15 protein-coding genes are annotated in these 20,318 nt (G+C 41.3%); 13 read left to right on the top strand and 2 right to left on the bottom strand.

What is annotated here, in order from left to right; translation table 11 throughout:
• Positions 1–58: 58 nt before the first annotated feature.
• Positions 59–3,229: an ATP-binding cassette domain-containing protein gene (locus tag UE46_RS08850; RefSeq protein WP_118907558.1), complete on the top strand. Its 3,171-nt coding sequence runs from the start codon at positions 59–61 to the stop codon at positions 3,227–3,229.
• 48 nt (positions 3,230–3,277) lie between these two features.
• Here UE46_RS08850 and UE46_RS08845 read toward each other — a convergent pair whose 3' ends face one another.
• Entirely contained in the window at positions 3,278–3,565 is a 288-nt protein-coding gene (locus UE46_RS08845) for a hypothetical protein (protein ID WP_036061964.1), read from the bottom strand.
• Between the two features lie 72 nt (positions 3,566–3,637).
• Positions 3,638–5,425 (bottom strand): glycerophosphoryl diester phosphodiesterase membrane domain-containing protein, encoded by a 1,788-nt coding sequence (locus UE46_RS08840; protein ID WP_036061966.1) that lies wholly within the window; start codon positions 5,423–5,425, stop codon positions 3,638–3,640.
• Positions 5,426–5,622: 197 nt separating this feature from the next.
• On the opposite strand from UE46_RS08840, the gene pyrH reads away from it, so the two are divergent.
• From pyrH to UE46_RS08780, 12 genes are all read left to right on the top strand, one after another.
• Positions 5,623–6,351, top strand: a complete 729-nt coding sequence (gene pyrH / locus UE46_RS08835; RefSeq protein ID WP_118907557.1) for a UMP kinase — start codon at positions 5,623–5,625, stop codon at positions 6,349–6,351.
• A 2-nt stretch (positions 6,352–6,353) separates the two neighbouring features.
• On the top strand, positions 6,354–6,911 hold the full coding sequence (gene frr / locus UE46_RS08830) for a ribosome recycling factor (protein ID WP_036061969.1): 558 nt from the start codon (positions 6,354–6,356) through the stop codon (positions 6,909–6,911).
• A gap of 567 nt (positions 6,912–7,478) precedes the next feature.
• Entirely contained in the window at positions 7,479–8,237 is a 759-nt protein-coding gene (locus UE46_RS08825; RefSeq protein WP_036061971.1) for an isoprenyl transferase, read from the top strand.
• 12 nt (positions 8,238–8,249) lie between these two features.
• Positions 8,250–9,050 carry a phosphatidate cytidylyltransferase gene (locus tag UE46_RS08820; protein ID WP_036061974.1) on the top strand — a complete coding sequence of 267 codons (801 nt, stop codon included), beginning with the start codon at positions 8,250–8,252 and terminating at the stop codon, positions 9,048–9,050.
• A 15-nt stretch (positions 9,051–9,065) separates the two neighbouring features.
• Complete coding sequence (locus UE46_RS08815) at positions 9,066–10,208, top strand: 1-deoxy-D-xylulose-5-phosphate reductoisomerase (RefSeq protein ID WP_036061977.1); 1,143 nt, start codon at positions 9,066–9,068, stop codon at positions 10,206–10,208.
• A gap of 10 nt (positions 10,209–10,218) precedes the next feature.
• Positions 10,219–11,484, top strand: coding sequence for an RIP metalloprotease RseP (gene rseP, locus UE46_RS08810; RefSeq protein ID WP_036061980.1), 1,266 nt, complete (start codon positions 10,219–10,221; stop codon positions 11,482–11,484).
• A gap of 71 nt (positions 11,485–11,555) precedes the next feature.
• A complete protein-coding gene (locus UE46_RS08805; protein WP_036061983.1) occupies positions 11,556–13,268 on the top strand; it encodes a proline--tRNA ligase in 1,713 nt (570 codons plus the stop codon).
• A gap of 248 nt (positions 13,269–13,516) precedes the next feature.
• A complete protein-coding gene (locus UE46_RS08800) occupies positions 13,517–17,848 on the top strand; it encodes a PolC-type DNA polymerase III (RefSeq protein ID WP_036061985.1) in 4,332 nt (1,443 codons plus the stop codon).
• Between the two features lie 251 nt (positions 17,849–18,099).
• A complete protein-coding gene (rimP, locus tag UE46_RS08795; RefSeq protein ID WP_036061987.1) occupies positions 18,100–18,567 on the top strand; it encodes a ribosome maturation factor RimP in 468 nt (155 codons plus the stop codon).
• Positions 18,568–18,597: 30 nt separating this feature from the next.
• Positions 18,598–19,719 carry a transcription termination factor NusA gene (gene nusA / locus UE46_RS08790; RefSeq protein ID WP_036061989.1) on the top strand — a complete coding sequence of 374 codons (1,122 nt, stop codon included), beginning with the start codon at positions 18,598–18,600 and terminating at the stop codon, positions 19,717–19,719.
• A gap of 16 nt (positions 19,720–19,735) precedes the next feature.
• A complete protein-coding gene (rnpM, locus tag UE46_RS08785) occupies positions 19,736–20,023 on the top strand; it encodes an RNase P modulator RnpM (protein WP_036061991.1) in 288 nt (95 codons plus the stop codon).
• Positions 20,013–20,315, top strand: coding sequence for a YlxQ family RNA-binding protein (locus UE46_RS08780; RefSeq protein WP_036061993.1), 303 nt, complete (start codon positions 20,013–20,015; stop codon positions 20,313–20,315). Before rnpM ends, UE46_RS08780 begins: the two co-directional genes overlap by 11 nt.
• Positions 20,316–20,318 lie beyond the last annotated feature (3 nt).

Below are 20,318 nucleotides of genomic sequence, written 5' to 3'. Positions count from 1 at the left end.
ATAATAATATTTCGGCAATCATTATTTGACTACTTTGAAGAATGGGGAAGATACTATAATGAAAATAAATCAATTAATCGCAAACAATATTCACCGATTAGATACCGAACTACCCGCAGATAAATCGCTTGGAATCGCGGGATTATCAGGTTCAGGGAAAACAACTTTTTGCCAAACGATTGGGGAAGAGTCTAAGAAGCGCCTCGTTTCTCTATTGCCAAAAGCGGAATATCAATATTTATTTCCTGAGGTGATGGAAACAAATTTCAGCGCGATCAAAATGGAAGACATGCCACTCGTTCTTTTTCTTGGCAAATCGTCTATCTCATCCAACCCACGCTCCACAATTGGCACTCATACAGGTGTTTTTAAAGAAATTCGTGTTGCCATGGCGGAAAAATTCAACTTATCGCCCGAATTATTTTCGTTTAATAATGAACTCGGCTGGTGCAAAGGCTGTAAAGGGCGCGGTTCTAACAGCAATGTCACCTGTAAAAAGTGTGGCGGGAAACGTTTTAATCCAGAGGTAGAAGAATATAAAATCGATATATTGGGACGGGAGCAAAGTATTTCGGACCTCAATAATTTAAGTCTGGAAACGTTGCTGTCTCTTAAAGATGAATTGCAACTTAGCGAGGCGAAACAGCATATCTTACAAAATATTATCAATATGAATATCGGCTATTTAACGCTGAATCGGATCATGGGAACTCTTTCAGGTGGCGAATTAACGCGACTTTATTTGGCAGAATTCATGGCGACAAGTGAAAATACCGTGATCATTATTGACGAAATTTCTGTAGGGCTTGATCACCAGACGCTATTGAAAATTTTAGAGCAAATTAAAAAATTGGGCTATAAAAACCAAATTTGGCTGATTGATCACTCGGATACGGTGCTTAATACGACAGATAAAGAGCTTTTCTTCGGGCCTGGTAGTGGGAAATACGGTGGAAAAATCGTCGAAGAATCGCCACGACCTGCGCCAATTCTTGTAGGGCTGAATCAAGAAACACCAACGGAATATTATCAATTTAAAGAGCTGCATTGTCGTAACATCCAAATGGCGGAAATCGAGATTCCTAAAAATAGATTGGTGACGTTTACTGGTGAATCTGGATGTGGTAAATCGACGCTTGTAAACGAATGCATCGCGACTGATTTCCTGAAACGTTACCCGAAAGACAAGCTTGTTATGGTTGGTCAAAATCGAAATCAATCGATCACAAGCCGTTCAACCGTGGCAACTTTCCTTGATATTAAGCAAAAACTGACGAAATATAGTGATGATATCGATAACTTATTTGAGCGCTCGATTGAAGATATTTTGGAGGAGTTGCCGAAGCAGGATATCGCGCATAAACGCTTGAGCCTATTGATCAAACTTGGACTTGGATATTTGACGTTAGAAAGAAAAACGCAGACGTTATCTACTGGTGAATTCCAGTGCGTACACTTAGTCTCGGAACTTTTTTCAGGATTGAAAAACCCGCACACGCTCTTCATTTTTGACGAGCCTTCCAAAGGGTTATCGCAAAATATTTTAAACCAGTTTATTGATAGTATTCGGGTGATTTTGGAAGACGAAACGGTTTCGATCGTGATGATTGAACATAATGATTATATGCTAGAAAGTTCGGATTTCATTGTTGATTTTGGGAAACGGCAGCAGGAGCCAGTGGAGAAACTTGATATTTTGAGCCATGAAGATTTTTACCGTTTGAAAAAAGGAGAAGGTAGCGCGAAGGCAACGACGATTTCATCCAAACTCCAAAAGCAAGAAGGCATTCATTATTTAGAGGAAGATCCTATTGCTTATTTCAAAAATGCGGAGAACATCTATAAAGGCGGTATTTTGAAAAGCTTATCGTCAATGGCTCGCTTGATTTACGGGGAATATGAGTCCGAAATGATTGCGCCGGTTGTCGCGATTGATCTAGAACGCCATCTTTATAGTCAGTATAGTTTCCTCTTCGAAATGGGTGGTCTGATTAACCATATCGTGGCATCTCATCCGACGAACAAGGATACGAGAAGCTTTGATTTTTATTCTGCGGATAACCATTGCCCAAGTTGTTCTGGACGCCGATTTATCGAGGAATTTGATTTTGATTTGGTGATTCAAGATAAGAACGCGCCATTTTGGGAAGGTATGCTACACCCTGATATCATGAAAGTTTTAGAATTTTTCCAGTTCCAGAAGATAGAATTCTTGTTTGAAGAAATTAAGCAAGAGCTCGGTCATGATTTGAGCAAGAGCTATAACGAGATGACAGATGCGGAAAAACATACTTTCTTATACGGGTATTGGGAAAAATCATTTTATGATAAAGCTGGTAAGTCCAGAAGAATTTGGCAAGGTTTTAACATGATTATCGGGCGCTATATTGTGATTTCAAAATCGATTATTAAAGAGCAAATGAAGGCATCGAAAGAAATGATTGTTTGTCCAATTTGTGAGGGAACGGTACTCGGTCACCATCGAAAACTGGAATTTGGCGGGACGGATATTCGCGAAATTATTGGTCAGCCAATCGATGACGTTATTAAAACAGTTGGTCCGCTACCAGAACTCGAGAAATTAAAGACCATTGTAGGTGGAGATATGCTACTTACAGAAGATGTTTCGTTGCTTTCGAGAGACAAACAAGTTGCGCTGAAAATGCTGGAGCTGGAGCAGGCGAGCTTTGTCGGTTATGAAATGGTGTTGCAAAACGCGGTGCCATTCTGGGATCAGATAAAGGGCAGTATGGAAGCAATAAGTCGCAAAAATCATGTTACTATCTGTGATTTCGATAAAATTACCGAAACACGCGAAACAATTATTGATGCGTATTTCGTCAATGGTAAATATAAAAAACTGACCTATGTTTACGAAGCATTTGGGTATAAAAAAATCGTGACGCAAATTAACAAAGTCAAAAAAAATCACCCATGCCCATTCTGTAAAGGGAAGAAAGTGATCTCAGAAGATGGCCTCCATGATGGCGTACAAAAGCTATCTATACCGTGTGTAACATGTTCTGCGACTGGTCTCGATAATGAAGGCCTAAAAGAAGTCATCGAGGGTACAGACGTGCGTACGTGGCTAACAGGTAAAGTAAGCGATATTGTTCCAGAAAATGAAAGAACAGAAAACGTTGCGGATATTCCCATTTTTAATCGGATTCGCGAACTGAACAAACGAGAAATGATGGCAGTTTATGAATGCTTAGAGCAAAATAATTAAAAAAAGCCCGGTGCCTCCAAAATTGCGGAGACATCGGGCTTTTGATCGTTAAAATAACGTAATGACATAGATGATGAAATAAATAATGCCAATAATTGCAGGGATAATCGAGGCCATCATCAGGAAAATCTGATACATTGGTTTGCGCTTCATTTGCATCCCTTTAATGCTTAGATAAAATCCGAAACAACCAGCAACTCCCATTAAAATAGCGACAATAAATAGAAGGCTTTCTGGCCAATTACCGCTATACATCACATATAAACAAATGTAGCCGAATAGAATAAACAAAATATTAACATCGACTAGCGCTTTCCATTTTTCATTTTTAGGCATGTACGTTCCACTCCTTACAAAAGTAAGTATAGCTAAAACAGGAGGCTTATGCAAGTGGCTGCCTCGTCTGTATTAATTACCAGTAAATAAATCAATAGCATCAGATAATTTCGTACTAACAGCTTGATCCTCACGCAGGTCGCTTTGCACTTTCATCGTTTCTGCTGGTATCTCCGTGATAATTCCGTCAACACCAGCAAGCATATATTTCCGCGCGGCTTCTGGTGTCGTAATCGTCCAAACGAGCAGATCCATATTACGCGCATGCGCTTGTTCTTGCATACTTGCGCTATAAGAGAACTCCTCGATGACGATAAAATCGGCGTTGATATTAACGAGATTTCCAAAATTAAGCGGTACAATGAAGCCGATACGCATCGCAGGATAATTTTTCTTAATGGTCTCGACGATAGGTCGGTCAAGCGTCTGATAAATATAACTGGATTCAACGCCATGATCTTTCACGATCTTCTCGAAATTAGCGATGAAACCTTTGGATTCACCACCATGTGTCTTGATTTCGATATTTAGGTTCACGTTCCATTTTTTCGCATGATCGATGTACGTTTCAAGGGAGGGGATAGTCGACGTGAAGCCATCTTGCCTAATCGTTACTTTTTCAAGTTCCGCAAGCGTCATATCAGCAACATTTCGATTAATCCCAGCTAGCCTTCTTAAGTTCGTATCATGAAACACGACGAATTGGTGATCTTTTGTTTCAAGTATATCCATTTCCACAAAATCAACGCCGATTTTCGCAGCACCGTGGAGCGCTTCAAGTGAATTTTCCACACCGGTACTTTTTAATCCGCGATGGGCGATGATCTGCGTGTTATCGCTATATGTGACTTCGTTTAAATAGACACCGTTAATCGTTACGAGCGCTGCGATTCCAAGCGTAATAACGACATAAAATGACTTGCGATGTTTCCGCTTAGCGCCTCTCGTTTCCGTTTTGGCCACGACTTTATTTTCCCGTGTTAAAAACATAAAAATGACAGCATGAGCAATAAAAATTGGCGTAATCGTAAAGGCAACAACAAAGAAAATCTGGCTTAACGTCAAGGATATCCCAGCTACAACTGGAGCGGCCGGGGCCCATAATTGCTCTGTTAGAATCGTCGGAAATAGGAAAATGAAAGCCGTGATGAATAGCAAAATTGCGCCAATAAGAGAGAATAATAAGAAATTCGCCACAATGCGCCAAGTTTGCCAACGCGTCGTCACCCAACTGCGCTTAATCGCTTGAAAAATGGTATGATCGCCAGTAAGGAAGATGGCGAGCGAGAAGAGTAAACGAATATTAATATAGATCACAACGGCGATAAAACTAAAGTAAAGAATCGAGCCAGATGTGGATTTAAGTAATTCGTTCACGATGAAATTTGGAATATAAATCCCATCCGTCAATTCGGAATGAAGTCCCATGCCAGCAATCGGTACAATGAGAACGAAATATAATAGAAAGAAAACAAATTGGAAAGATAATAAATATTTCGATTGTCGCATAATTTTGCGAAGAATCATTCGGATCGTGAATGGTATTTGTTGTTGATGATAGTAAGCAACAAGAATTAATACAGATAATTCAAGATAGATAAAAAAGAGCGCGAATAACCCAAATAGGAGAGCAAATATAAGGCCAAGCGGATTGCGCAAAAATTCAAGTATATTTTGATCGGTGATGCTGTCATATCCAAGCGATGTCGTCATGACTTGAAAAAATAACGCTAGAAATGGAAGTGCGAGTAAAAGTATGATAGCTTGTAAAATAAAGACGAACTTTATGTAGTACCACGAATTAAAACGGGTATAAAAGAAAGAAGTCTTTAATGTTTGGAATATTTTGATGGCGTTCATGAAATCCCCCCTAATAGTTGCTCTTTATTATACGATAGAGTGGTAAGAAATAGTAGCTAAATTAGGCTGGAAAAATATTATTTTTGAAATTTACACGAAAATGCTTTTGCTTCATGCTTTTTTTTAGTATTATAGAATATGATGGAGTTGTTCCAAGTATTAGGAATGAGCCAAATAGAAAGTAGATGGAGGTCAATATGGATACCCCAGAATATAAACGAGTAGTATTGAAACTTAGTGGTGAAGCTTTAGCAGGAACGGAAGGGTTTGGAATTAACCCCCGCGTTGTAAACTCCATTTCGCAACAAGTAAAAGAGGTTGTAGAGCTTGGTGTGGAGGTCGCTATCGTTGTCGGTGGTGGCAATATTTGGCGAGGTAAGCTTGGCAGTGAGATGGGAATGGACCGGGCTGCGGCAGATTATATGGGAATGCTTGCAACAGTTATGAACTCCTTGTCCTTACAAGATTCACTAGAGAACGTTGGTGTAGCTACACGTGTTCAAACTTCCATTGATATGCGTCAGATAGCTGAACCGTATATTCGACGTAAAGCGATTCGTCACTTGGAAAAAGGTCGCGTTGTTATTTTTGCAGCGGGAACTGGGAATCCTTATTTCTCAACTGATACAACGGCAGCATTACGTGCAGCTGAAATCGAGGCAGAAGTTATTTTGATGGCTAAAAATAATGTCGATGGCGTTTACAGTGCCGATCCAAAATTGGATGACACAGCCGTAAAATATGATGAACTTTCTTATCTTGATGTGATTAAAGACAATTTACAGGTTATGGATACGACGGCATCATCTTTAAGCATGGACAACGATATTCCATTAGTCGTCTTCTCGTTTGAAGAAACAGAAAACAATATCAAACGCGTTATCCTAGGCGAAAAAATTGGAACAATAGTAAGAGGGAGGAAATAAGAATGAGTAAAGAAGTTTTAGCTCAAGCAAAAGACAAAATGACAAAATCGGAGCAAGCGCTACAACATCAATTAGGATCTATCCGCGCAGGTCGTGCGAACGCGTCTCTACTTGACCGCGTATCTGTAGATTACTACGGCGCTCCAACACCAATCAACCAAGTAGCAGGAGTGAGCGTTCCAGAAGCACGTTTACTAATGATCTCACCTTACGACAAAACAGCGCTGGGCGATATCGAAAAAGCGATTTTAAAAGCAGATCTTGGAATTATGCCAAATAACGACGGCGAAGTAATCCGTATTGCGATTCCACAATTAACAGAAGAACGTCGTAAAGAACTAGTAAAAGAAGTGAAAAAAGAAGCAGAAGACGCAAAAGTAGCCATCCGTAACGTACGTCGCGATGCAAATGATGACTTGAAGAAATTAGAGAAATCCGGCGATATTACCGAAGATGATTTGCGTAATTTCACAGAAGACGTGCAAAAACTGACCGATGCGAGTATTAAGAAATTGGATGAGATTGCGAAGAGTAAAGAAGAAGAGATCATGGAAGTATAGAAGAGCGGAAACAGCCCGTTAGCCTCGACAGAAATTGTTAGAGGGCGCAGTAAAAGTCCTCTTTTGACTTTTACGAGGAGCTACTAAAAGGAAGGCATTTTCATTACATTCAACTGCATATTGAGGTTCTAAAAAAGCAAACGACGCTTTTCAAGAACCACAACAGAGCTGGATCCGAAGGCGCTAAAATCTCAACCAACAAAAAATGTTGAGATACCACCCCTTTCAGATCCCCAACTTCAATAAAAACTAAGAGCTAATTCAAAACTCAGCGGTATAATCCCCGCTGACAGATTACAAACTCACACGACTCTCATGCATATTAAGACTTCAATCAATTAATGATACGAGTCCAAAAGTTCTACAGAGAGGCATTTTCTTCAAATAAGGAAGTGCCTCTCTGATTTATAGAAATAAGGCCATTTTGAAATAGGAAAATCAAGAAATATCTCGAATCTCATTAATTTCTTATTTAACTTGAGCAAGTTATAGTACATAATTGCTGTTATTTTTGTTATTATAGGTATAGACGTGCCGACTCTTGGTAATTCTATTGGAGGAAAGAACATGTTTAAGAAAATATTTCGTCAAGACGAGAATATGATAAATAGTGAAATTTCAGCGGAACTTCCTTTGCCAAGCCACGTTGCGATTATTATGGATGGTAACGGTAGATGGGCGAAGAAGCGTTTCTTACCTCGCGTTGCTGGGCATCGTGAAGGTATGCAAGTGGTGAAGCGGATGACGCGTTATGCGAGTGGTGTCGGAATTGATGTCTTGACCCTCTATGCTTTTTCTACTGAAAACTGGAAGCGACCGAATGATGAAGTCGATTTTTTAATGAAGCTACCCGGTGAATTTTTCGATACGTTTATTCCTGAATTGATGGAAGAGAATGTGCGGGTAAATGTGATGGGGTATAAGGAAGAACTGCCGAGTCACACGCTAGATGCAGTGGAACGCGCTATCGAAGCGACAAAAGGGAATACTGGATTGGTTCTCAATTTTGCGCTTAATTATGGATCGCGTGCAGAAATTGTAACGGCGACGCAAGCGGCAATGCGCGAGTTACTCGAAGAAGGTTTAACGGCAGACGATTTTACGGAAGAAAGGTTAGCGAAGCATCTAATGAGCGCTGGTTTATCTGATCCTGATCTGCTGATTCGTACGAGTGGCGAACTAAGATTGAGTAATTTTATGTTATGGCAACTTGCGTACAGCGAGTTTTATTTTACGGAGACGCATTGGCCTGATTTTTCGGAAAGTGATTTCAAACAGGCGATTGTGGAGTATCAGAATCGCTCGAGACGTTTCGGGGGTCTATAGGGAGGATATATTGTGAAAACAAGAATTATTACGGCAATCGTAGCATTAGCGGTGTTCCTACCGTTTGTGATTTACGGAAAATTGCCATTCGAACTGTTCAGCATGTTGTTAGCAGCGATCGCATTATATGAAATATTGGTGATGACGAAGCAGAGTTTATTTTCAGTGAACGGCGTCATTACACTTGTTTTGACACTTACGATTGCGGCACCGAGCCGTTTTTTAGAGTGGCTAGGGGAATACGATATTACGCAAATGGAAATTATTTTTGTGTGTATGGCACTATTGCTTTCCTATACGGTATTTTCGAAAAATAGATACCATTTCGATCAAGTGGGAATCGGTATTTTAGCGGCTTTTTATACGGGACTTGGGTTCCATTACTTGGCTGAAACGCGAAATGCGGGATTGGAATACGTTATTTTCGCGCTTTTGATTGTGTGGATAACGGATACGATGGCCTATTTTGTAGGACGCTCACTTGGGAAACATAAACTAGCGCCAAATGTGAGTCCGAATAAGACGGTGGAAGGTTTTGTTGGGGGTATCGTGTTTGCTGTTTTAATCGCTGGAGGCTACTATCTGTACATGGGTCTTGATGGAAATCCAATTGTGATTGGCATTCTTATTGTGGTGCTTTCTATTTTTGGACAGTTGGGAGATTTAGTGGAATCAGCGTTGAAACGTTATTATGGCGTGAAAGATTCAGGGAAATTACTGCCTGGACATGGCGGGGTATTAGATCGGTTTGATAATTTATTATTTGTATTGCCGCTCCTGTTACCTTTGCTACATATACTTCAAATTTTATAAAATAGAGGTGTACTAATGAGGAAAATTAATTTACTAGGCGCGACGGGATCAGTCGGGAGCCAAACACTTGAAATTGTAAAAGAACATCCAGAGCTTTTCCAGGTCGTAGCGCTTTCGTTTGGAAGAAATATGAAGCTTGGAATGGGAATTATCCGGGCGTTTAAACCAGAAATCGTATCGGTGGAACATCGCCGAGATTACGAAAAACTGAAGTTAGAATTTCCTGACATCAAGATTTATTATGGCGCGATGGGCTTACAGGAAGTTGCAACGTACAGTCATGGCGATATTTTAATTAATGCGGTGATGGGAAGTGTGGGCTTGCAACCAACGCTTGACGCGATCGCAGCGGGTAAAGAAATCGCGATTGCGAATAAAGAAACGCTCGTAACCGCGGGACATTTAGTCATGCGTGCGGCAAAAGAAAAAGGCGTCAAGATCGTACCCGTAGATAGCGAACATTCGGCTATTTATCAGTGTTTACAAGGTGAGAACCCGGCGAATATTGATAAATTGATCGTGACGGCATCGGGTGGTAGTTTCCGCGACAAGACGCGTGAACAATTGAAAAATGTGACCGTCGCAGAAGCTTTGGCGCATCCAAACTGGTCGATGGGAAACAAAATTACGATTGATTCAGCGACGATGTTTAACAAAGGTTTGGAAGTCATTGAAGCACATTGGCTTTTTGATTTAGATTATGATGCGATTGATGTGGTTATTCATCGTGAAAGTGTGATTCATTCGATGGTCGCTTTTAAAGATGGAAGTCATATTGCGCAACTTGGCTTGCCGGATATGCGTGTCCCGATTCAATACGCGCTAACGCACCCGGAAAGAGCGAGTATTTCGTTCAACAAACCGTTTGATATTACGGAATTCGGCACGCTTCATTTTGATAAAATGGATTTTCATCGTTTCCCAGCATTGAAATTAGCGTACACTGCTGGTAAAATAGGTGGAACGATGCCTTCTGTTTTAAACGCAGCAAATGAGATTGCTGTTGCCGGCTTCTTAAATGGGCAGGTAGCATTTCAAGACATCGAGGCGCTCGTTGAAAATGCGATGAACCGCCATGAGGCAATACCCAACCCTGATTTGGAGACTATTTTCCAAGTAGATCAGGAAACACGTGCTTACGTGAAGACACTTTTATAGAGGTGAAACAATGACAACCATTATTGCGTTTATATTTGTTTTTGGCCTAATCGTTTTCTTTCATGAACTCGGACATTTCTTGTTTGCAAAAAGATCTGGGATTCTAGTTCGCGATTTTTCGATTGGTTTTGGTCCAAAAATATTTGCTTACCGCAAGAAAGAAACACAGTATACTTTAAGGCTTCTCCCCATCGGCGGTTATGTGCGCATGGCGGGTGAGGATGGTGAAGTCGTTGAGCTGAAACCAGGTTACCGCGTCGGCTTGATTTTAAATGACGATGAAGTGGTCACCAAAATTATTATTAATGGAAAAGATCAATATCAAGATGTGCAACCACTTGAAGTTTCTGGAAGCGATCTTGAAAGAGAACTTTTCATCGAAGGTTATGAAGAATACGACGAGGACAAAATCGTTCGCTATCAAGTAGCGAGTGACGCAGTAGTTGTCGATGGTAAACTAGAAACAATTATCGCACCATATGATCGTGTTTTCCAATCTAAATCACTTGGTAAACGTGCGATGACCATTTTTGCAGGACCGTTATTCAACTTTATTTTAGCTATTATTATCTTTACAATTCTTGCTTTTGTATCGGGAAGTGTCCCGTCAAATGATCCAGAAATTGGGCAAGTAATGGATAATGGTGCAGCGCAAGAAGCTGGTTTGAAACAAGGTGATGAAGTTATTTCCATCAATGGCAAGGCGATGGATTCATGGCAGGACATTTTTTCTACAGTAGAGAAAAATCCGAATAAAGAGTTGGATTTTAAAGTAGATCGTGATGGGAAAACACAAGATATCGAAGTGACGCCAAAAGCGGAAAAAGCGCAAGATGGCACGAGCGTTGGTAAAATTGGAGTTGCTCAACCAGGGTCGGATTCCTTCGTAACGAAAATCACATACGGCTTTACGCAGACTTGGTTCTGGGTAACGCAAATCGGTCATGTCCTCGGACAAATGGTAACAGGTGACTTCTCGCTGAACATGTTAAATGGCCCAGTTGGTATTTACACGTCGACACAAGAAGTTGTGAGTTATGGATTTTTAACATTGCTTAACTGGACTGCGGTTCTGAGCATCAACTTGGGGATCGTCAATTTATTACCACTACCAGCACTTGACGGTGGACGTTTGCTATTCTTCTTGTATGAACTAATTAGAGGAAAACCACTCGACCCGAAAAAAGAAGGTATGGTGCATTTCGTCGGTTTCGCTTTACTGATGATCTTAATGTTGCTCGTGACATGGAACGATATTCAGCGAGCGTTTTTCTAGAAAGATATAAGGGAGAATCTTTAGGGCCTAGCGCCTGTTAGATTTTAAAGATAAAAATAGGGGTGTTAATTATGCGTCAAACATTGAGTTTTATTCCAACATTGAAAGAAGTACCTGCTGATGCAGAGGTGAAAAGTCATCAGTTATTATTGCGCGCAGGCTATATTAGACAAACTGCAAGTGGAATTTATAGTTATTTACCACTAGCAAAATTAACATTACAAAAAATCGAAACCATTATTCGTGAAGAGTTAAATCGTATTGATGCGGTGGAATTATTATTACCTGCTCTACAACCAGCGGAACTATGGCAAGAATCGGGACGTTGGGAAGATTACGGTTCGGAATTAATGCGTATGAAAGACCGCAATTCGCGCGATTTCGCACTAGGCCCTACGCACGAAGAGGTGATTACATCATTATTGCGCGACGAAGTTAAGTCTTACAAGCGTTTACCGTTAACGATGTATCAAATTCAAACGAAGTTCCGCGATGAATTACGTCCTCGCTTTGGTTTATTGCGTGGTCGTGAGTTTATCATGAAAGACGCTTATTCATTCCATGCAACAGAGGAAAGTCTAGACGCAACCTATGAAAAAATGTACCAAGCTTATTCTAATATTTTCAAGCGGTGTGGCCTTGATTTCCGTGCGGTTATTGCGGATTCTGGTTCCATCGGTGGAAATGAGACGAAAGAATTTATCGTTTTATCGGACATTGGCGAAGATACAATCGCTTATAGTGATGCTTCTGATTACGCGGCTAACGTCGAAATGGCGCCAGTAATGTACATGGAGAAGAAATCACATGAAGAAGAAGGCGAACTTGAAAAAGTAGCGACGCCTGATCAAAAAACGATTGCAGATATTGTTTCCTTTTTCGATATTCCGATTGAAAAAACGGTGAAGTCAATGCTTTACGTTTTGGACGAGGACGAAGTAATTATGGTTCTTGTTCGCGGAGATCATGAAGTCAACGATATTAAAATCAAAAACGCTTTATCGGCTACAACGGTAGAACTTGCGTCAAATGAGCAGGCGATTGAATTGTTAGGTTCTGGTTTCGGTTCGCTTGGTCCAATTGGCGTGCCAGAACATGTTCGTATTTTTGCGGATAATGATGTTCAAGATATTGTGAATGCTGTTGTTGGTGCGAATGAAGAAGGTTATCATATTACGAATACGCAACCAAAACGCGATTTCAACGTACACACATACTTCGATTTGCGTTTAATAAAAGAAGGCGATCTGTCACCAGATGGTCATGGCGTTATTAAATTTGCGGAAGGTATCGAAGTTGGTCATATTTTCAAATTAGGAACAAAATACAGTGAAGCGATGAACGCGACATTTTTAGATGAAAATGGACGTAGTAATCCGTTTATCATGGGCTGTTATGGTATCGGTGTTTCAAGACTTCTTTCTGCGATCGCTGAACAACAAGCGGATGAATCAGGTTTGGTTTGGGATCGTAATATCAGTCCACTAGACCTTCATTTGATTCCTGTTAACATGAAGAGCGAAGAACAAGTTCAGTTTGCAGAAGAACTTTATGCTTCCCTACAAGAAATGGGCTATTCGGTCCTGCTTGATGATCGTTCTGAACGTGCCGGCGTGAAATTTGCTGACGCTGATTTGATCGGATTACCTATGCGTGTTACAGTTGGTAAGAAGGCGTCAGAAGGAATTGTTGAAGTGAAAATTCGTAAAACTGGTGAAATGATAGAGGTTCGTAAAGATGAACTTATGAATACTCTACCCATCCTTTTGGGCGAAAACGCGTAGAGTGTAGTGGGGAAATCAGGTGAATCGGCGGCAAGCGTTTGAATTGTTGGAGTTATTCGAAATGAAATGCGTTATGACCCCAACAATTCGAACGTTTTCGCTTGATTTGCGTTGGTTCTTGTCTTTGAATTAGGTTTACAGTTAGTGAAAATAGGCCGTCTTACGAGTGGGATACAGGAAAGTGTTGTATTTTCAAAGTAAGAGGGTATTTTTTTGTTAGAAGTTTGAAATATGAGGAGTTGTTGGATTTGTCTATTACAGATGCAGAAAAACAAGAACGATTCCAAATTTTGTTGCAGCAAATTGGATTAGGAAATGATGCCGTATTTCAAGATTTTACGAAAGATGGAAAAATCGAGAAATTGGTTGTAGATAAAGCGAATAAAGTGTGGGAATTTCACTTGGAAGTAGCGCAAATTTTGCCGTTTGAATTGTATCAAATGATGCGTGTTGGGATGAATCATGCGTTTCAACAGATTGCGAAGACGACGATGCGGATTCATGCGCGTGATGAGACGGTGACGGAGCGTCTAGTGGAAGATTACTGGAACGACACGATTACGCCGTTCGCGAAGCAGTCACCGATGATCGGTCAACTTTTAATTGAGCAGAAGCCGACATTTACAGCCCCTAACTTTATGGAAGTTCGTATACATAATGAGATGGAGCAGACGACGATTGCCCAGCGTTTCCAACCCGCGATTGCGGAAAGTTTGCGTGAAAAAGGATTTCCGAATATGATGCTGCGGACAAATATGCTTGATCAATCAGAAACGGAACATTACAAAGCTTTTGTGGAAGCCAAAGAAAAAGAGGATCAGGCAAAAGCGCTCGAAGCCGTGCAAGTGATGCAAAAACGCGCGGAACAGGCGGATAACGGTGGCGGCGGACAAGCTCCATCTGGTCCATTCCAAATCGGCTATAAAATTAAAGATGATGAAGAGCGGAAACCACTGGGCGATATTTACGATGAAGAGCGCCGAATTACAGTGGAGGGCTATGTTTTTGCGACGGAAATTCGTGAGTTGCGTAGTGGTCGTAGTTTGCTTCAATTCAAAATTACCGACTACACGAGCTCGATTATTATAAAAATGTTCTCGCGTGATAATGATGACGCGGCGATGTTCCAAAACATGAAAAAAGGCATGTGGGTTCGTGTTCGTGGTAGTGTTCAGATGGATACGTTTGTGCGCGATCTCATCATGATGGCGCAAGACGTGAATGAAATTGCTGGCGTGAAGCGTTTAGACACAGCGGAAGAAAAACGAGTAGAATTGCATCTGCACACACCAATGAGTCAAATGGACGCGACTTCATCCGTGGCAGATTTAGTAAAACAAGCAGCTGATTGGGGACATCCGGCGATCGCGATTACAGATCATGCTGTGGCTCAATCGTTCCCAGAAGCCTATGGCGCAGGAATGAAAAACGGCATCAAAGTATTATACGGAATTGAAGCGAATCTAATTGACGATGGTGTTCCTATTGGTTACAATGAGCGACACACAGGCTTAAAAGACGCAACATATGTCGTGTTTGACGTTGAGACAACAGGTCTATCAGCTGTTTACGATACAATCATCGAGCTTGCTGGCGTGAAAATGAAGGACGGCGAAATCATCGATAAGTTCGAGGCTTTCATCGATCCAGGCCATCCCTTATCCGCAACAACGATCAATTTGACTGGGATTACAGACGATATGGTAAAAGGCTCCGATCCAATTGAAGTCGTGTTAAAGAATTTCAAAGAATTCTGCGGAGATACTATCCTAATCGCGCACAACGCCTCATTTGACATGGGCTTTATCAATACTGCATACGGGAAAATAGGCATGGACAAGGCAGAGAATTCGGTTATCGATACACTAGAATTAGCTCGTTTTCTCTATCCGCATTTCAAAAATCATCGTCTAAATACATTAACAAAGAAGTTCAATATAATTTTAGAACAGCACCATAGAGCCATTTTTGACGCCGAGGCAACGGCCTATCTTGGTTGGAAGTTGATCAAAGATGCCAAAGAAATGCGCGATATTGACTTTCATGACCAACTGAACAATTTCCGAGGAGAAGGCGATGCATACAAACGCGCCCGTCCTTTCCATGCGACGATTTACGCAAAAACAGACGTCGGCTTGAAAAATCTATTTAAGCTCGTTTCGATGTCGCAAATCAATTATTTCTTCCGTGTTCCGAGGATTCCGCGTTCTGAACTCAACAAACTCCGGGAGGGTCTCATCATTGGCTCAGCCTGTAATCAAGGCGAAATTTTTGAAGCGATGATGCAAAAAGGGATGGAAGAAGCCGAGCGAATCGCCGCGTTTTACGATTTCATCGAAGTGCAGCCAAAACCAGTGTATGCGCCACTTATCGAGCGAGAATTGATACGTGACGAAAAAGCGCTTGAAGAAATCATCGGGAATTTGGTCAAAGTCGGCGAAAAAATTGGCAAACCAGTCGTTGCGACGGGAAATGTTCACTATTTAAATCCGAACGATAAAATCTACCGCAAAATATTAATTCACTCGCAAGGTGGAGCAAATCCGCTTAACCGTGCGTCACTTCCAGATGTTCATTTCCGCTCCACAGATGAAATGCTTGCGGAATTTGCCTTTTTAGGAGAAGAAAAAGCGAAAGAAATCGTTGTCACGAATTCAAACCTCGTTGCTGATTGGATGGGAAATCTGAAACCAATCAAAGATGACCTATACACGCCGAAAATTGAAGGCGCAGAAGACGAAGTTCGCGATATGAGTTATACGATGGCACGCAGTATTTACGGCGATGAGCTGCCAGAAATCGTCGAAGCTCGTCTTGAAAAAGAACTAAAAAGCATCATCGGTCACGGTTTTGCGGTTATTTACTTGATCTCACACAAACTTGTAAAAAAATCGCTCAATGAAGGCTATCTCGTAGGTTCGCGTGGTTCGGTTGGGTCCTCCTTAGTCGCTACAATGACAGAAATCACCGAAGTAAATCCGTTACCACCACATTATATTTGCTCTAACTGTAAGCATTCTGAGTTTTTCGATGACGGTTCTGTTGGTTCTGGATTTGATTTGCCAGATAAAGAATGTCCAGAATGCGGAACGGCGTTTACGAAAGAAGGTCAAGATATTCCTTTTGAAACGTTCCTTGGCTTTAAAGGGGATAAAGTTCCCGATATCGATTTGAACTTTTCTGGGGAATATCAACCGATTGCGCATGCCTATACGAAGGAGCTTTTCGGTGAAGAATATGTATATCGTGCTGGAACGATTGGTACGGTTGCTGAGAAGACGGCGTTCGGTTATGTACGTAATTACGAGCGCGACATGAATATGACGATTCGTGGGGCTGAGGTGGATCGTCTCGTGCAGGGCTGTACTGGCGTGAAGCGGACGACCGGCCAACATCCAGGGGGAATCATCGTTATTCCAGATTACATGGATGTCTATGATTTCTCTCCGATTCAATTCCCGGCGGATGCGACTGATTCTGAATGGAAAACGACCCATTTTGATTTCCATTCGATTCACGATAACGTGCTGAAACTCGATATTCTGGGGCACGATGATCCGACCGCCATACGGATGCTGCAAGATTTGAGTGGTATTGATCCAAAAACCATTCCAACAGATGACAAAGAAGTGATGAAACTGTTCGGCTCCACGGAATCACTTGGCGTGAAGCCTGCCGATATTGATTCCAAAACTGGAACGCTCGGTATACCAGAGTTCGGTACACGCTTTGTACGTCAAATGCTTGAGCAAACGAAACCAACAACATTCTCCGAGCTCGTTCAAATTTCTGGACTTTCTCATGGAACCGACGTATGGCTTGGAAACGCCGAAGAATTGATCAAAAACGACATCTGTTCCTTAGCAGAAGTTATCGGTTGTCGTGATGACATCATGGTTTTTCTGATCTATCAAGGCCTCGACAGTTCACTTGCATTCCAAATCATGGAGTCCGTTCGTAAAGGGAAAGGGCTATCCGAAGAAATGGAAGCTGCCATGATCGAAAATAAAGTACCGAACTGGTATATTGATTCATGCAAAAAAATCAAATATATGTTCCCGAAAGCCCATGCCGCAGCCTACGTTCTTATGGCTGTCCGGATTGCCTATTTCAAAGTGCATCACCCATTGTTCTTCTATGCGACATATTTCACTGTCCGTGCCGATGATTTTGATTTAACAGCAATGGTCAATGGAAAAGAAGCAACGAAAGCAGTCATGCAGGAAATCAACGCAAAAGGACTAGAGGCTTCCACAAAGGAGAAGAACTTACTAACGGTACTTGAAATCTCCAATGAAATGTTAGCACGCGGTTTCTCATTCCAAAAAGTAGATCTTTACAAATCAAGTGCAGACGAGTTTATTATCGAAGGAGATCAGCTAATCCCGCCATTTAATGCGATTCCAAGCCTTGGTACTAACGTGGCAAAAGCGATTGTCGCAGCACGCGCGGACGGTGAGTTTCTTTCCAAAGAAGATTTACAACAGCGCGGAAAAGTATCAAAAACAATCATCCAATATATGGACGATCAAGGTTGTTTAGAAGGCTTGCCAGATCAAAATCAGCTGTCTCTTTTTTAATAATAATGGCTCTATACAAGGCGACACAAGGCCTAAAGCTTGCGAATGTGAAAAGTTTGTGTTATAGTTAAAAAGAAATTACGATAACTAACCAAGAGTGGGCCGACGCCCACTCTTTCCTTTTGCAACTTTGCAGGGTTAAAATATCGTATATTACGAGTCTGTACCACATTTTCCCCGTCATAATCACTTAGGGAATAGCGGTTTTGATGCGAGTGGGACACGATTCGAGACATAACAAGGAGGCTAAAATGAGTAAAGTTCTTGAAGAAGTCGAAGCCATCGTACTACCAATTACGAACGAGCTTCAACTAGAACTGGTCGATTTAGCGTTTGAAAAAGAAGGAAAGCACTGGTATTTGCGGGTATTTTTAGATAAAGAAGGCGGCATTGATATTGACGAATGTGCCTTGGTCAGCGAAAAGCTAAGTGAAATCTTGGATAAAAATGACCCAATTACACAAAACTACTTTCTGGAAGTATCATCACCAGGCGCCGAACGACCATTAAAAAAAGAAAAAGATTTTGAAGCAGCTGTTGGTAAATGGGTCCATATCACAAGCTACGAGCCAATTGCGGATCGTAAAATGTGGGAAGGCACGCTAATCAGTTACGATGGTACAACATTAACCGTTGAAATTTTGGATAAAACGCGCAAGATTGTTTGTGAAATTCCAAAAGATAAAGCAGCCAAAGCACGACTAGCAATTAAATTTTAAAAGCAGTAAATTAAAGGAGCTGAAAAAAAGATGAGCTCAGAATTATTAGATGCTCTTCATGTTTTAGAACATGATAAAGGAATTTCGCGCGATGTGATTATTGAAGCAATTGAGGCAGCACTTGTGTCTGCATACAAACGTAACTTTAACCAAGCGCAAAATGTACGAGTGGATTTAAATGTAGACAAGGGCACTATGCACGTTTTAGCGCGTAAAGATGTCGTAGATCAAGTATTCGATTCGCGTTTAGAAATTTCTGTAGAAGAAGCGCACAAAATCAATGCTGGATTCAAAGTCGGCGATGTTGTGGAGCTTGAAGTAACGCCAAAAGATTTCGGCCGAATCGCAGCTCAAACTGCAAAACAAGTTGTAACTCAACGTGTACGTGAAGCAGAACGTGGCATCATTTATGACGAATTTATCGATCGTGAAGATGACATTATGACTGGTATCGTGGAACGTCAAGATTCACGTTTTATCTACGTTAACTTAGGTAAAATCGAAGCGATCCTGTCTCAAAATGAACAGATGCCAAACGAAACATACCGTGCCCATGATCGCATCAAAGTATACTTGACGAAAGTTGAAAAAACGACAAAAGGCCCGCAAATCTATGTTTCTCGTACACATCCAGGTCTTTTGAAACGACTTTTTGAAATGGAAGTTCCAGAAATATATGAAGGCATCGTAGAAATTAAATCTGTTGCTCGTGAAGCTGGTGATCGCTCTAAGATCTCCGTTTACACAGAAAATCCAGAAGTGGATCCAGTTGGTTCATGTGTTGGTCCAAAAGGGGCTCGTGTACAAGCCATCGTTAACGAACTAAAAGGCGAAAAAATCGATATCGTAGAATGGTCTGCTGATCCGTTTCAATTTGTTGCAAACGCCCTTAGCCCGTCCAAAGTTCTCGACGTTATCGTAAATGAAGCCGAACAAGCAACAACCGTTATCGTTCCAGATTATCAACTGTCATTAGCTATCGGTAAACGTGGTCAAAATGCCCGTCTTGCTGCTAAACTAACTGGCTGGAAAATTGATATTAAGAGTGAAACTGTTGCAACAGAAGCAGGCATTTATCCGCGTCCAGATGGTCCAATAATCGAGCGTGTCGACATTGACATGGCCGATGAAATGACCGAAGACGAAGAATAAGGAGGGACAAACGCCGATGCGCAACAAAAAAATTCCCTTGAGAAAATGTATTGTAACCGGTGAGCGCAAACCAAAAGGCGAACTTTTACGTATTGCGTACTCCAAAGATGGTGTACTTACGATAGATCCGAGCGGCAAAGCGCCTGGTCGTGGCTTTTATATCATAATAGACAGCAAAGTTGCCGAAAAAGCCAAGAAGAAAAACAGTATCTTTCAACAAATGAAGATGCCAGAACAAGACGGTTTTTACGATCAATTGATTGATTATGTAAAAACAATTGAAGGAGCAAATCATGGATCATAATAAAGCATTTTCCTTGCTCGGAATCGCTTATAGTGCTCGCAAACTCGTTACTGGGGAAGAGCTAGTTTTGAAAGAAGTGAGACGTCAAAAAGCGAGACTCGTCATCATTTCAGAAGATATATCAGAGAAAACCGAGAAAACAATCCGTAACAAATGCCAGTATTACGACGTCGCGCTTGTGAAAGCCGGTACCCGTGAACAACTTGGCGGAGCAATCGGCAAAGATGCAAGAGCTATTATTGCAGTAATGGATAAAGGATTTGCGGCAAAACTTACGGAACTCCTCGGGTGAAAT

This window comes from Listeria weihenstephanensis (assembly GCF_003534205.1).
GTDB lineage: Bacteria > Bacillota > Bacilli > Lactobacillales > Listeriaceae > Listeria_A > Listeria_A weihenstephanensis.
Note: the sequence above shows the minus strand (reverse complement) of the source record. Positions and strands in the feature narration are given on the sequence as shown.

Bases quoted from the DNA above. Each gene is read 5' to 3' on its own strand.
- rnpM (WP_036061991.1), top strand. From the start codon at position 19,736: ATGCGCAACAAAAAAATTCCCTTGAGAAAATGTATTGTAACCGGTGAG.
- UE46_RS08825 (WP_036061971.1), top strand. From the start codon at position 7,479: ATGTTTAAGAAAATATTTCGTCAAGACGAGAATATGATAAATAGTGAA.
- UE46_RS08840 (WP_036061966.1), bottom strand. From the start codon at position 5,425: ATGAACGCCATCAAAATATTCCAAACATTAAAGACTTCTTTCTTTTAT.
- UE46_RS08850 (WP_118907558.1), top strand. From the start codon at position 59: ATGAAAATAAATCAATTAATCGCAAACAATATTCACCGATTAGATACC.
- pyrH (WP_118907557.1), top strand. From the start codon at position 5,623: ATGGATACCCCAGAATATAAACGAGTAGTATTGAAACTTAGTGGTGAA.
- frr (WP_036061969.1), top strand. From the start codon at position 6,354: ATGAGTAAAGAAGTTTTAGCTCAAGCAAAAGACAAAATGACAAAATCG.
- rimP (WP_036061987.1), top strand. From the start codon at position 18,100: ATGAGTAAAGTTCTTGAAGAAGTCGAAGCCATCGTACTACCAATTACG.
- UE46_RS08845 (WP_036061964.1), bottom strand. From the start codon at position 3,565: ATGCCTAAAAATGAAAAATGGAAAGCGCTAGTCGATGTTAATATTTTG.
- UE46_RS08805 (WP_036061983.1), top strand. From the start codon at position 11,556: ATGCGTCAAACATTGAGTTTTATTCCAACATTGAAAGAAGTACCTGCT.
- nusA (WP_036061989.1), top strand. From the start codon at position 18,598: ATGAGCTCAGAATTATTAGATGCTCTTCATGTTTTAGAACATGATAAA.
- rseP (WP_036061980.1), top strand. From the start codon at position 10,219: ATGACAACCATTATTGCGTTTATATTTGTTTTTGGCCTAATCGTTTTC.
- UE46_RS08815 (WP_036061977.1), top strand. From the start codon at position 9,066: ATGAGGAAAATTAATTTACTAGGCGCGACGGGATCAGTCGGGAGCCAA.
- UE46_RS08780 (WP_036061993.1), top strand. From the start codon at position 20,013: ATGGATCATAATAAAGCATTTTCCTTGCTCGGAATCGCTTATAGTGCT.